General features: G+C 69.7%; 13 protein-coding genes. All 13 read left to right on the top strand.

The window, feature by feature from the left end; translation table 11 throughout:
• Window positions 1-31: 31 nt before the first annotated feature.
• The 13 genes from BpN12_RS09215 to BpN12_RS09155 all read left to right on the top strand — a co-directional run bounded on the left by BpN12_RS09215 (window position 32) and on the right by BpN12_RS09155 (window position 12547).
• Window positions 32-1684 (top strand): ShlB/FhaC/HecB family hemolysin secretion/activation protein, encoded by a 1653-nt coding sequence (locus BpN12_RS09215; protein WP_246792156.1) that lies wholly within the window; start codon window positions 32-34, stop codon window positions 1682-1684.
• 80 nt (window positions 1685-1764) lie between these two features.
• Entirely contained in the window at window positions 1765-3546 is a 1782-nt protein-coding gene (locus BpN12_RS09210) for a DUF2341 domain-containing protein (RefSeq protein ID WP_246794672.1), read from the top strand.
• 18 nt (window positions 3547-3564) lie between these two features.
• A complete protein-coding gene (locus BpN12_RS09205; protein ID WP_198252910.1) occupies window positions 3565-3975 on the top strand; it encodes an ExbD/TolR family protein in 411 nt (136 codons plus the stop codon).
• A gap of 15 nt (window positions 3976-3990) precedes the next feature.
• Entirely contained in the window at window positions 3991-4683 is a 693-nt protein-coding gene (locus BpN12_RS09200; protein ID WP_246792155.1) for an energy transducer TonB family protein, read from the top strand.
• 127 nt (window positions 4684-4810) lie between these two features.
• On the top strand, window positions 4811-6592 hold the full coding sequence (locus BpN12_RS09195) for a putative porin (protein WP_280529108.1): 1782 nt from the start codon (window positions 4811-4813) through the stop codon (window positions 6590-6592).
• Window positions 6593-6603: 11 nt separating this feature from the next.
• Window positions 6604-7290, top strand: coding sequence for a hypothetical protein (locus BpN12_RS09190; RefSeq protein ID WP_246792153.1), 687 nt, complete (start codon window positions 6604-6606; stop codon window positions 7288-7290).
• Window positions 7291-7413: 123 nt separating this feature from the next.
• Window positions 7414-7968, top strand: coding sequence for a YbjN domain-containing protein (locus BpN12_RS09185; protein ID WP_246792152.1), 555 nt, complete (start codon window positions 7414-7416; stop codon window positions 7966-7968).
• The gene (locus tag BpN12_RS09180) at window positions 7965-8459 is read left to right on the top strand and encodes a hypothetical protein (protein WP_246792151.1); all 495 of its coding nucleotides are present in this window, start codon (window positions 7965-7967) and stop codon (window positions 8457-8459) included. The genes BpN12_RS09185 and BpN12_RS09180 overlap by 4 nt, the downstream gene beginning before the upstream one ends.
• An 82-nt stretch (window positions 8460-8541) precedes the next feature.
• Window positions 8542-9420, top strand: coding sequence for a peptidylprolyl isomerase (locus BpN12_RS09175; RefSeq protein WP_246792150.1), 879 nt, complete (start codon window positions 8542-8544; stop codon window positions 9418-9420).
• Window positions 9421-9446: 26 nt separating this feature from the next.
• Window positions 9447-10256 (top strand): hypothetical protein, encoded by an 810-nt coding sequence (locus BpN12_RS09170; RefSeq protein WP_246792148.1) that lies wholly within the window; start codon window positions 9447-9449, stop codon window positions 10254-10256.
• A gap of 1 nt (window position 10257) precedes the next feature.
• Window positions 10258-10695, top strand: coding sequence for a hypothetical protein (locus BpN12_RS09165; protein ID WP_246792146.1), 438 nt, complete (start codon window positions 10258-10260; stop codon window positions 10693-10695).
• A 63-nt stretch (window positions 10696-10758) separates the two neighbouring features.
• A complete protein-coding gene (locus tag BpN12_RS09160; RefSeq protein ID WP_246792144.1) occupies window positions 10759-10980 on the top strand; it encodes a hypothetical protein in 222 nt (73 codons plus the stop codon).
• Between the two features lie 121 nt (window positions 10981-11101).
• Window positions 11102-12547, top strand: a complete 1446-nt coding sequence (locus tag BpN12_RS09155; protein WP_246792143.1) for a Do family serine endopeptidase — start codon at window positions 11102-11104, stop codon at window positions 12545-12547.
• The last annotated feature ends 32 nt before the right edge of the window (window positions 12548-12579 follow it).

Here is a 12579-nt window from a genome sequence, read left to right as displayed (position 1 = left end):
GCAGGATCCGAGACAAAAAGGGGAAGGGCGCATGCCGCCGAGAGTAGACCACCAACCGCACGATCCGAGGCGAGTGCGCCGCCGTTGCCTGGCCGGCGTCGCCCTGGTCGGAGGCCTGAGCCTCGCGTCCGGCGCCCGGGCGCAGGACGCCGCGGCCGCAGCCAAACCGGCGCCGGCGGGTGCCGCGCCGGCCGCGCCGCGCAGGTTCGACGTGAACGAGTTCATCGTGCGCGGCAACACCATGCTGCAGCCGCTCGACATCGAGAAGGCGGTATATCCGTATGAAGGGCCGGGCCGCACGCTCGACGACGTCAACGCGGCGCGCGATGCGCTGCAGAAGGTGTATCAGGACCGCGGCTATCAATCGGTCGTGGTCGAGCTGCCGCAGCAGCAGGTGAAGGACGGCGTGATCCTGCTGCAGGTGACCGAGGCGAAGATCGGCCGGCTGCGCGTGGAAGGCGCGCAATACAACTCGCCGCAGAACATCCGCGACGCGGTGCCCGCGCTCGCCGAGGGCAAGGTGCCAGATTTCACCGAGGCGCAGGCGCAGCTGTCGGACCTGAACCGCTCGGCGGACCGCCAGGTGGTGCCGGTGCTGAAGCCCGGCGTGATGCCGCAGACGGTGGACGTCGACCTGAAGGTGGACGATCACAGCCCGCTGCACGGCTCGCTCGAACTGAACAACGACAACAGCCCCGGCACCTCGCTGCTGCGCACCACGGCCACGCTCAGCTATACGAACCTCTGGCAGCTCGGGCACATCATCTCGGGCACCTACGTGGTGGCGCCGCAGCATCCGACCGATGCGCGCGTCTACGCGTTCTCGTATCTGGCGCCGATCAAGGACACGCACTGGAGCTTCCTCGCGACGATCGTCCACTCGGACAGCAACGTCGCGTCGGTGGGCGGCAGCAACGTGCTCGGCAAGGGCACCACTTACGGCTTCACCGCGATCTACGCGCTGCCGTCGTCGGACACCTATTCGCAGAACCTGAGCGTCGAGATCGACCACAAGCATTACGACGAAGACGTCAACCTGATCGGGCAGACCTCGTCGGCGCCGCTCACGTACCTGCCGGTCACGGTGTCGTACACCAGCCAGCTGAACCTGAAGCAGTCGTCGACCTCGTTCTCGGCGGCGCTCGTCACCAACATCCGCGGCATCGGCAGCAGCGCCAACGACTGGGACAACAAGCGCTACAACGCGACGCCGGATTTCATCTACGGCAAGTTCGACATCAATCACACGCAGCGTTTCAAGAACGATACGCAGGCCAACGCGCACGTCAGCGCGCAGATCGCGAACTCGCCGCTGGTGTCGAGCGAACAGTTCTCGGCGGGTGGCATGAACAGCGTGCGCGGCTACATGCAGGCCGAGGACACGGCCGACAGCGGCGTGATCGGCTCGCTCGAACTGCGCAGCCCGTCGCTCGCGAACCAGCTCGGCAGCCGCGTGGACGAGCTGCGCTTCCACGCGTTCGTCGATGCGGCGCACCTGTGGCTGCTGAGCCCGCTGGTCGAGCAGACCTCGAGCTTCAACCTGCTCAGCGTCGGTTTCGGCATGCGCGCGACCTTGTTCAAGTACGCGAGCGCGGACTTCGAGGCCGGCTGGCCGTTGAAGGCAGGTGTCTACACGCGGCAGTACAGCCCCCGGTTCGATTTCTATGTACGACTGGGTTTCTGAGCAAGCTGGATTCTGAATTTTTGATCGTGCCGGGCCGAGGGCCGGAAGGCGCAAACGGGGAGTGGATCGTGAAGCGAGTGATGGTGTTCATGTTGGCGGCGCTGCTGGGCGCGCTGCCGGGAATCGCGAATGCGTGGTGGCAAAACGATTGGTCGTATCGTAAGGCGATCACGATCGACGCGAGCCCCAAGGGTGCGAATCTGACCGAATCGGCCGGCCGCGTGCCGCTGCTGATCCGCCTGCATTCGGGCAATTTCCAGTTCGACGGCCTGGCTGACAACGGCGCCGACATCCGCTTCGTCTCGTCCGACGACAAGACGCCGCTGAACTACCACATCGACCAGTACGACGCGGTGCTCGGCGTCGCGCTGATCTGGGTGGACGTGCCGAAGATGCCGGCCGGCTCGACCGAGTCGATCTGGATGTACTACGGCAACAAGAACGCGCCCGACGCCGGCAAGCCGGCCGAGACGTTCGATGCCGACACCACGCTCGTCTATCACTTCAACGGTGCCTCGGGCACGCCGCCGAAGGACGCCACCGCCTACGCGAACCACGCGCAGGCCGCGACGGTGCGCACCGTCGAGGACGGCATCATCGGCAAGGGCGCCGGCTTCGACGGCAACGGTTCGCTGACGCTGCCGGCCAGCCCCTCGCTGAACGTGGCCGCCGGCGGCAGCTTCACGTTCAGCGCCTGGGTCAAGCCCGCGGCGCTGGCTCCGAACGTGGTGCTCTACAGCCGCCGCGACGGCGCCAACGCACTGCTGATCGGCCTCGACAACGGCGTGCCGTTCGCCGAGATCGACAACGGTGCGACGATTCGCACGCCGGCTGCCTCGCCGGTGGTCGCCAACCAGTGGACCCACATCGCGGTGACCGAGGACGGCCACAACCTGACCGTCTACGCGAACGGCAAGCAGGTCGCGCAGATCGCTGGCGCGCTGCCGGCGCTGAACACGCCGGCCGTGATCGGCGCCGACGCGCCGGGCGCGCCGGCCGGGTTCGCCGCCTATAGCGGCGCGCTCGACGAACTGCGCCTGTCGCGCGTGGCGCGCTCGCCGCTCGCGATCGGCGTGGATGCGCTCTCGCAGGGCTCGGAATCGAAGCTGGTCGCCTACGGCGCCGACGAGAAGCAGTCGGGCTTCGGCTTCGGCTACTTCGGCGTGATCGTCCACTCGGTGACGATCGACGCGTGGGTCGTGATCGGCATCCTGATGGTGATGGCGCTGATCTCGTGGGTGGTGATGTACACCAAGGCACGCTACGTGAGCACCGTGGACGGCGCGAACGCGTTCTTCGTGCAGCGCTTTCGCGAAGTGGCCGGCCGCCATCTGGTGGGCCTCGCCCACGTCGACGAGAAGAGCGACGAAGGCCGCCGCCTCTACAAGTCGTCGCTGTATCGCCTCTACCGCGCCGGCGTGCATGAAATCCACAGCCGCGTGAACGACCAGGGCCGCACCGTGATCACCACCGAATCGATCGAGGCGATCCGTGCCTCGATGGACGCGACGCTGGTGCGCGAGAACCAGCGCCTGTCGAAGTCGATGGTGCTGCTGACCATCGCGATCTCGGGCGGCCCGTTCCTCGGCCTGCTCGGTACCGTGGTGGGCGTGATGATCACGTTCGCGGCGATCGCCGCGGCCGGCGACGTCAACGTCAACGCGATCGCGCCGGGTATCGCCGCCGCGCTGCTGGCGACCGTCACCGGCCTGTTCGTCGCGATTCCGGCGCTGTTCGGCTACAACTACCTGTTGATCCGCAACAAGAACGTGACCGCCAACATGCAGGTGTTCGTCGACGAATTCGTCACGCGCCTGGCCGAGGCCCATCGCTCGCCGGATCACGCGGTGCTTGCCGACTGACCGGCGCGGGAGAACAGCATGCAGGTTCAGGACGACGACAAGCCCTACGACGACATCAACATCACGCCGATGCTGGATCTGGCGTATGTGCTGCTGATCATTTTCATCATCATGACGACCGCGTCGGTGCAGGGCATCAAGGTCGATCTGCCGAAGGCGAGCTCGTCCGCGAGCCTCGCCAAGCCGAAGACGAAGGCCATCACGGTGGCCGACTCGGGGCAGATCTACCTCGACGCGTACCCCGTCACGATGGATGAGCTCGAGAGCCGGCTGCGCACCGAGAAGGCCAGCAATCCGGAGTTCCCGATCGTGCTGAAGGGCGACGCCGCCGTGCAGTACCAGCGCGTGATGGACGTGCTCGACCTGCTGCGCCGGCTCGATCTCTCGCAGGTCGGCCTGGTGACCGGCCGTGCGAAACAGGGCGGCTAGGGACCGGCGATGGAGATGACCTATAACGGCGGCCCGCCGGACAAGGGGCCGCGCCGCTTCGTGAAGCCGGTGGTGATCGCACTGGTGGTGGCCGGGCTGGTCGCGCTGGTCTGGCATTTCGCCAGCGACACGGCCGGCGTCAAGCGCGCGGCCGCGCCGCAGGTGACCACGGTGATCCCGTTGCCGCCGCCACCACCGCCGCCGCCGCAGAAGCCGCCGCCCGAAAAGGTGAAGGAAGAGGTGAAGACGCCGGTCGACAAGCCGACCGTCGCGCCGAAGCCGGCCGAGGCGCCCAAGCCGTCCGACAACACGCCGAAGCAGATGACGATGAACGCGCCGGCGCAGGCCGGCACCGACAGTTTCGGCATCGGCGCCGGCGACGGTTCGGGGATGGGTGGCGGTATCGGCACCGGCAACGGTTTCGGCAACGCGAGCTACGCGCAGTACATGGCCTACACGCTGCAGCACGCGATCGAATCCGACAAGGGCGTGCAGGACGCGGGCGGCACGCGGTTCGCGGGCAGCCTGCATCTGTGGATGGACCCGTCGGGCCGCATCACGAAGGTGACGATCGCGCAATCGACCGGCGACGCGAAGATCGATTCGGCCGTGATCGCGGCCGTCGAGAAGCTGGGCAAGGTCGACCAGGTACCGCCCGTGACCAGCTATCCGGTCACGGTGAAGTTGCAGGGCCGCAATCCGGCCTAGCCGCGCGCGCAAACAATGCAGGGCAGGCCCGCGCCGCGGGCGCTGCCGGACAGGAACAGTCAGTGTTCGGAGCACTTTGATGATTCAAAATAGGCAGGTACGGGGTGGGGGGCGTTCGCGGGGGGCGATGCCGGTGCGCTTGTCGTGCATCGGCGCGGCCGCGCTGGCGCTCGGGTTCGCGGGAGCGGGCGACGCGCATGCGCAGTCGCTGGAAGCCCAGGCGGCGGCCGGCAATGCCGCGCCGACCGAGAGCGTGGTGATCAACCTGATCAACCTGCTCGTGAAGCGTGGGGTGCTGACGCAGCAGAACGCGAGCGAGCTGATCAGCGAGGCGCGTACCGAGGCGGTGCAGGCCAGGGCCGGGCGCGCCCCGGCGGTGGCCGGCGCGGCGGGCGGCGTGGCTGGTGCCACCGTCGTCAACGGGCCGACGCGCCCGGGCGACGTCGCGGTGCCGTATGTGCCGCAAGTCGTGCGCGACCAGATCCGCGACCAGGTCAAGCAGGAAGTGATCGCGCAGGCCAAGGAGGAGAACTGGGCGCAGCCGAACACGTTCCCGGACTGGGTCTCGCGCATCAAGATCGATGGCGATCTGCGCGTGCGTGACGAGTATCACTTCTACGGCAGCCGCAACGCCAACAACGTCACGAACTTCCAGGCGATCAACTCGTCGGGCACCGGTTTCGACACCAACCAGAACACCAACCCGGCGCAGCTGCCGACCCAGAACACCACGCAGAACCGCAACAACCTGCTGCGCTACCGCGCGCGACTCGGCGTGACGGCGACGCTGTCCGACGAGATCTCGGCCGGCATCCAGCTCGCGAGCGGCAACGACAACGGGCCGGTGTCGACCACCGCCACCGCGGGCGGCGGCTTCGCGAAGAAGAACATCTGGCTGAACAAGGCGTTCTTCGCCTACAAGCCGACCCCGTGGCTCAACGTGGTGGCGGGCCGTTTCGACAACCCGTTCTTCAAGTCGGACCTGCTGTTCGCCGACGACCTCGAGATGGACGGCATCGCGGCGAACTTCCGCCGCGCGCTGCCCGGCAACGACAACGTCACGCTGTTCGGTACCTTCGGCCTGTTCCCGATCCAGTACACCAGCGAGAACTTCCCGTCGAACAGCACCGACAAGGTCGGCAGCGACACCAAGTGGATGGTCGGCGCGCAGTTCGGCGCGGAGTGGAAGATCAACGAGCAGAACCGCCTGAAGGGCGCGGTCGCCTACTACGACTACCAGAACATGCGCGGCACGCTGTCCTCGCCGTGCGCGCTCTACCTCGGCGCGACCAGCTGCAGCACCGACAACGAGGCACCGGCCTTCGTGCAGGGCGGCAACACGCTGGTGGCGCTGCGCAACATCGTGCAGGACCCGGGCCTGGTGCCGGGCGCCACGCCCGATCCGCAGCTGTTCGGCCTTGCCTACAACTACCGCCTGCTGGACCTGAAGGCGCAGTGGGACACGGTGATCGCCAACCGCTACAAGCTGCGGCTCGACGGCGAGTTCGTGCGCAACCTCGCCTACAACTCGAACAAGGCGTTCTCGGCGGCCACGCTGCCTGTCAACAACTACGACTCGACCCAGCTCAACGCCGCGCAGAGCGATTACCGCAGTGGCCCGAACGGCTTCATGGCGAAGGCGACGTTCGGCGAGCCGGAGCCGCATGACAAGGGCCAGTGGAACTTCTCGGTCGGCTACAAGTACCTGCAGCCGGACGCGACGCTCGATGCGTTCACCGATCCCGACTTCCACCTGGGCGGCACCAACGCGCGCGGTTACGTGCTCGGCGCCGCCTACGCGGTCGCGCGCGACACCTGGGTGTCGGCGCGTTACCTGAGCGCGCGCGAAGTGTACGGCCCGCCCGTCACGATCGACGTGCTGCAGCTCGAACTCAACGCGCGCTTCTGACGGAGACCCGGATGAGATCCCCCCGACACGCGCGCGCTCACGCCGCGCTCGCCGCCGGCCTGGCCGCCGCACTGCTGGCGGCGGCCTCGGCCGCCGACGCGCAGAGCATCGAGGACAAGCTGCGCACCCAGCTGCGCTCGACCACCCAGGAACTGCACCAGCTGCAGGACGGCCAGGCGCAGCTGACGGCCGACAAGGCCGCCGCCGAACAGGCGCGCGACAAGGCGCTGGCGGACCTGAAGGAAGCCCAGGCGCAGCTCGCCGCGGCGAAGGGCGAGTCGAGCGGCGAAGCCGCCGCGAAGCGCTCGCTCGCCGAGGAGCGCGCCGCGCACGCGCAGGACACCCAGGCGCTGGCGAAACTGAAGTCCTCGTATGAGGCGCTGCAGGCCAGCGCGCACACGAACGAGACGCAGCGCACCAAATTGCAGGCCGATATCACGTCGCGTGACACGCAACTGCAAACCTGTCAGGCCCAGAATACCGATCTGTATCGCGTCGGCCACGAGATCCTCGATGCCTACGAGCACGTCGGCTTCGGCACGCTGATGTCGTCGCGCCAGCCGTTCGCCGAATCGGCGCGCGTGAAGTACGACGAGATCGGGCAGCGCTACGGCGACGCGCTCTACGCCGGCAAGTACGACCCGGCCCGCCGGCCGGCTGCCGCGTCGGCTCCGGCCGCCGCCTCCGGCGCGAAGTAAGGGAAGACGTAAGGAACGAAGCAGGGAACGAAGCAAGGGGCGGCAAGGGCATTAGGTTGCGCGCGCAACGGTGTCCCGGCCGCCCGTCGATTGGCAACACCCATGCACCAACGGAAGGGAAACATGGCTGAGATTCATCAAGACAACGAGACGGTGCGCGCGGCGCACGACACGGCGATCGAATCGATCGGCGCCGAGCAACTGGCCGAAGTGCTGCGTCGCGCGGGCTACCGCGTGACGGCGGCGGAACACAACGGCACGGTGCAACTGATGAGCGCGAGCCAGGGCGTCGGCTTCGCGGTGCGCTTCGGCAACCCGGTGGCCGGCGCGACGCCGGAGAGCGGCGTGGCCGGAGCGCGTTTCCTCGACTACACGATGAGCTGCGTGCTGCAGGTGCAGGGCGAGCTGCCGACCGAACTGACGGCCGCCTGGAACCGCACCAAGCGCTTCGCGCGGCTCGCGAGCCACGGTGCGTTCCTCGCGCTGGAAATGGACGTGATCGTGGCGGGCGGCGTGTCGGAGCGCCACCTGCGCTCGACGATCGAGCTGTGGGACCGCCTCGTGCAGGAATTCCTGCTGCATCTGCGCAGCCGGCCCGCGCTGGCCGAGCAGGAAGCGGCGGCCCGCACGGCCGCGGAAACCGCGCAGCAGACCAACGGGAAGGCCACCGACGCATGAGCGCCGTCGCGCGGCTGGTCGGCTCGCTCGGCGCGCGCGTCACGCAACTGGCGCGCGGGCGGCGGCCGGATGACCCTGCGCAGCCGGTGGCGTTCGACGCGGCGCCCGAGCGCTGGCGCGACTACGCGCATCGCGTCTCGCGCTGCCTGCGCGAGGTGCTCGACGGCCCGGACGCGGCGGCGACGCGCTCGCGCGCCGCGATCGACGGTCATGCGAACGCACGCGCGCTGGCCGGCGACGCCGTGCCGGTGCTGCGGCTGAAGATCTGGCTCGACGCGGCGGGCGCCATCACGCGCGTGGCCGCCGGGCCGGAGCATGAGGATACGGACGCGGACACCGACGCGCAGAATCAGGCGGACGGAACCGACGCCGGTGCCGCGATCGACGCGGCGCTGGCCGCCGCGCTGGTCGGGCGCGAGATCGGCGCCGTGCCGCCCAAGGGCATGCCGCAACCGGTGGTGGTGCGGCTGAGGTTCGCGGGCGAGGCCTGAAGCGAGGCCGCGCCGCGAACGGACAGTGGTGATTCACGAACACGCAATCACGAACACGCAATCGCAAGCAGGAGTCATGGACATGAAGAAACTGGTTATCTGGTTGGGCGTCGTCGCCGCGGGCATGCCGCTCGCCGCGTTCGCACAGGGCGACGTGATCGTCAGCGCCTCGCAGACCTCGGTCACGCAGGCCGATCTCGCACCGATGCTGAAGGCGGTCGGCCCCGAAGGCCGCACGCGGCTCGCCGCCGATCCGGGCGCGCTCGACCAGCTCGTGCGTTCGGCGCTCGCGCAGAAGGTGGTGCTCGCCGAAGCCAAGGCGAAGGGCTGGGACAAGCAGGCCGACGTGGAAACGGCCATCGAGCAGGCCCGCCGCGAGATCATCGCGCGCAGCTACCTGGGTTCGGTCAGCGCGCCGCCCGCCGGCTATCCGTCCGACGCCGACATCTCGGCCGCCTACGACAAGAATCAGGCCGCCTTCATGGCGCCGCGCGCGCTGCACGTCGCGCAGATCTACATCGCCACGCCGCCGAACGCCGACGCCGCCACCCTCGACGCCGCGCGCAAGAAGGCCACCGACCTCGCGACGCGCGCCCGCAGCGGCGATTTCGCGGCGCTCGCCAAGGCCAACTCGCAGGACAAGCCGAGCGCGGCCAACGGCGGCGACATGGGCTTCGTGCCCGAGACGCTGCTGATGCCGCCGGTGCGCTCGGCCGCCGACGCGCTGAAGCCGGGCCAGGTGTCGGCCCCGATCCAGACCGCCACGGGCTTCCACGTGGTGAAGCTGATCGAAGTGCGTGCCGCCGCGCAGCGTCCGCTCGCCGACGTGAAGGAGCAGATCCGCTCCGCCCTGCGCGCGCAGCAGACGCAGCAGAACGCGCAGGCCTACATCACGAAGATCGCCGGCAGCGCGCCGATCGACGAGGATGCGCTGCGTAAGGCGCTGTCCGCCGCTCAATAAAAACAACGAGAGCCATAAGGATCGACATGACGCTGCAACGTCTCGCGCTGGGTGACGTGCCGGCGGCCGATAGCGCGCCGAAGGCACCCGCCGCGCCGCGCGAGCGCGGCAGCGCAGCGAATCCGTGGCCGGGGCCGGCCGGCACGTTTCCGGCGCGCTGCCCGCTGTGCGGCGGCGCGCTCGAACCGATGCCCGGCATGGAAGGGCGCGCGCGCCACCGCAGCACGCGCAACTCGGCGCGCTGCGTGCTGACCACGCGCCGCTATCAACCCGACGACCTGATCGTGCGCGGCCCCGGCGACCTCGCGATCGCCGAGCGCAACCGGCGCCGCTTCCTCGAACACTGGGACGTCCATTTCACGATCGCGCGGCGCGTCTGGCCCGGCCTCACGCTCGCGCGCTTCATGAACCTGCTCGCGCTCGCCGACGTGCTCGACCTCTGGTCGTATCCGGCGCTGCGCGACGAAGACCTGCCGGCCGTGCTGCTGGTGATGGCCGGCTTCCTGCGCGTGCCGCAGGCCGGCGGCTCGCGTAGCGCCGGCACGGCTGCCGCCGACGGCGAGCCGTGCTGGGGCCGCTTCTGGTTCGAGGCGTCGGTGCGTGACGCGAGCGATCTCTGGCGCACGCCCGAGCCGGCGCCGAACCTGTTTCTCGTGCATTACCGCGAACCGGTGGCGACGCCGTTCCCGACCGGCGCGCAGGTCTGCGGCTGGCACCGCGTGGACGGCATGCGCGAAGCGTGGCGCGAGGCGCTCGAGGCGCCCGCGCCGCGCGTGGCCGATCATGAGCGCGCGGTGTTCCGGCGCTTCATCGCCGCGCGCGCCGGAGGCGTCTGAGATGCCGCGCGCGAACCGGCACGACACGATGGCGGCGCGCTGGCGCGTCGCGCTGCTGGCCGGCTGGCTCGCGGCCGGCGCGGTGCAGGCGCAGACGCCGGCTTCGGCGCCGCTGCCCGCCAGCCAGACCGTGCAGGTCGGGCAGGCAGGACCGGATGCCGGCGCGAAGGACCCGCGCAGCGTCTGCGTCGAGGCCGAGGTGGACGGCGTGCGCGCGCTGTCCTATGACTGCCTGAGCCGGCAGCTGCAGCCGCCGGCCGCGCCGGTGGCGGGGGCCTCGCAGCCGGCGTCGAACCAGCTGGCGACGCAGCCGTCGAACCGGGTCGGCACGTTCAACCTGTCCGCCGAACGCAACCGGTTCGGCAACACCTGGGGGAAGTCCGTCACGCCGCAGCGCCCGGGCGTGCCGATCGTCGTGCCGATCGTGCCGCCGCGCTGACGGCGCCGCGCGCGACGGCCATCACGGCGAATCCAGAGCCCATTCACGAGCGGGAGCATCGAGATGCAGGCGAACCTCACCACCGGGCCGATGTACCGGCCCGGCAGCGACGAAGAAGCCGCGCAGCGCGCGGCGCGGCGCCTGCTCAGGGGCGCGAGCGGCTGGATCGACTGGGACGACGTGCGCGACCGGCCCGACTGGTGCCGCGGCGCCATCACGCTCGACGGGCGCTTCACCATCGACGAGCTGCGTGCCTTGATCCTGTTCGCCGGCCATGGCAGCTGAGCGCGCGGGCGGGCAGCGGCGGCGTGCCGGCATGGCCGTGACGGCGGCGTTGGCGGGCCGGAGCGCCGCCGCAATGCGGCGAGGCATGGGGCAATTCATGGAGCCAATCACGGAGAGCATCATGGGAAGACGCGCACGGCAAGGCGGGCATGTGCTGGCGGTGATGCTGCTGGCCTCGGCGGGCTTCGTCGCGAACGGCCGCGCGGCCGAGACGCCGGCTGCCCCGGGCGGTGCGTATGCCGTGCAGCCGGGCGCGCTGCCGAACTTCGCCGCGATGGCCAGGCGCTACGGGCCGGCCGTCGTCAACATCAGCGTCACGCGCGAGGTCACCCAGGTCGGCATCCAGCTGCCGCCCGGCATCTCGCCCGACAATCCGCTCGCGCCGTTCTTCGCGCGGCGCGTGATCGGCAACCGGGAGGAGGTGAGCCTCGGCTCGGGCTTCATCGTCGACGCCGACGGCATCATCCTGACCAATCGCCACGTGGTTGGGGACGCGGCCACGGTCGACGTCAAGCTGACCGACAAGCGCCAGTTCAAGGGCCGCGTGGTGGGCAGCGATCCGCTCTCGGACGTGGCGGTGATCCGCATCGATGCGCACGACCTGCCGAGCGTGGCCACCGGCGACCCCGCGCGCACCGAGGTGGGCGACTGGGTGATGGCAATCGGCTCGCCATACGGGTTCGCCAACACCGTCACGCAGGGCATCGTCAGCGCCAAGGCGCGCTCGCTGCCGGGCGAGAGCTACATCCCGTTCATCCAGACCGACGTGCCGATCAATCCCGGCAATTCCGGCGGCCCGCTGTTCGACCTGGGCGGGCGCGTGATCGCGATCAATTCGATGATCTACTCGAAGACCGGTGGCTATCAGGGGCTCGCGTTCGCGATTCCGATCGACATCGCGCTCGACGTGAAGAACCAGCTGCTGCGCAACGGCAAGGTCACGCGCGGGCATCTCGGCGTCGCGCTGCAGGAACTCGACGAGGCGCTCGCGCGCTCGTTCGGCCTGACCAGCGCCGACGGCGCGCTCGTCACGGTGGTGGCGCCGGGCGGGCCCGGCGCGCGCGCGGGGCTGCAGGCCGGCGACGTGGTGCTGGCCGTGGACGGGCGTGCCGTCGGCGATTCGGCCGATCTGCTCGGCACCATCGCGCATATCCGGCCCGGCCGGCAGGCCGACCTGCTGATCTGGCGCGGCGGCCATCCGCAGCATCTGCCGGTGGTGATCGGCGCGCTCGACAGCGGCACCGCGCCGGCCGCCGAGGTGCCGGTGCTGGCGCGGCTCGGGCTCGTGCTGCGGCAGCCTGCGACTGTGGCACCCGGTGTTGCGGGAGCGCCGGGAGCGCCGGGTGTGTCTGCCGCGGCCCGGCCGCCGGGGCTGGTGGTCGAGAGCACCAGCGGCGAGGCTGCTCGCGTCGGGCTCAAGGCCGGCGACGTGGTGCTGTCGGTGAACGGCGTACCGGTGACGAGCATGAGCACGCTGGTGGCCGGCATCAACGCCTCGCGCGGCAGCGTCGCGCTGCTGGTCCAGCGTGGCGACACGCGCATGTATGTGCCGCTCGATCTCGGCTGAGGCCGGCGCGGCGAAGCAAAACGGAGAAACAG

The organism is Burkholderia perseverans (assembly GCF_022870505.1).
In the GTDB taxonomy this organism is placed as follows: Bacteria; Pseudomonadota; Gammaproteobacteria; order Burkholderiales; family Burkholderiaceae; genus Burkholderia; species Burkholderia plantarii.
This window is presented reverse-complemented; position numbering and strand designations above follow the sequence as displayed.

What these genes read in the sequence shown, in the direction of transcription:
- BpN12_RS09215 (WP_246792156.1), top strand. Translation starts at nt 32, where the DNA reads ATGCCGCCGAGAGTAGACCACCAACCGCACGATCCGAGGCGAGTGCGC.
- BpN12_RS09210 (WP_246794672.1), top strand. Translation starts at nt 1,765, where the DNA reads ATGGTGTTCATGTTGGCGGCGCTGCTGGGCGCGCTGCCGGGAATCGCG.
- BpN12_RS09205 (WP_198252910.1), top strand. Translation starts at nt 3,565, where the DNA reads ATGCAGGTTCAGGACGACGACAAGCCCTACGACGACATCAACATCACG.
- BpN12_RS09200 (WP_246792155.1), top strand. Translation starts at nt 3,991, where the DNA reads ATGACCTATAACGGCGGCCCGCCGGACAAGGGGCCGCGCCGCTTCGTG.
- BpN12_RS09195 (WP_280529108.1), top strand. Translation starts at nt 4,811, where the DNA reads ATGCCGGTGCGCTTGTCGTGCATCGGCGCGGCCGCGCTGGCGCTCGGG.
- BpN12_RS09190 (WP_246792153.1), top strand. Translation starts at nt 6,604, where the DNA reads ATGAGATCCCCCCGACACGCGCGCGCTCACGCCGCGCTCGCCGCCGGC.
- BpN12_RS09185 (WP_246792152.1), top strand. Translation starts at nt 7,414, where the DNA reads ATGGCTGAGATTCATCAAGACAACGAGACGGTGCGCGCGGCGCACGAC.
- BpN12_RS09180 (WP_246792151.1), top strand. Translation starts at nt 7,965, where the DNA reads ATGAGCGCCGTCGCGCGGCTGGTCGGCTCGCTCGGCGCGCGCGTCACG.
- BpN12_RS09175 (WP_246792150.1), top strand. Translation starts at nt 8,542, where the DNA reads ATGAAGAAACTGGTTATCTGGTTGGGCGTCGTCGCCGCGGGCATGCCG.
- BpN12_RS09170 (WP_246792148.1), top strand. Translation starts at nt 9,447, where the DNA reads ATGACGCTGCAACGTCTCGCGCTGGGTGACGTGCCGGCGGCCGATAGC.
- BpN12_RS09165 (WP_246792146.1), top strand. Translation starts at nt 10,258, where the DNA reads ATGCCGCGCGCGAACCGGCACGACACGATGGCGGCGCGCTGGCGCGTC.
- BpN12_RS09160 (WP_246792144.1), top strand. Translation starts at nt 10,759, where the DNA reads ATGCAGGCGAACCTCACCACCGGGCCGATGTACCGGCCCGGCAGCGAC.
- BpN12_RS09155 (WP_246792143.1), top strand. Translation starts at nt 11,102, where the DNA reads ATGGGAAGACGCGCACGGCAAGGCGGGCATGTGCTGGCGGTGATGCTG.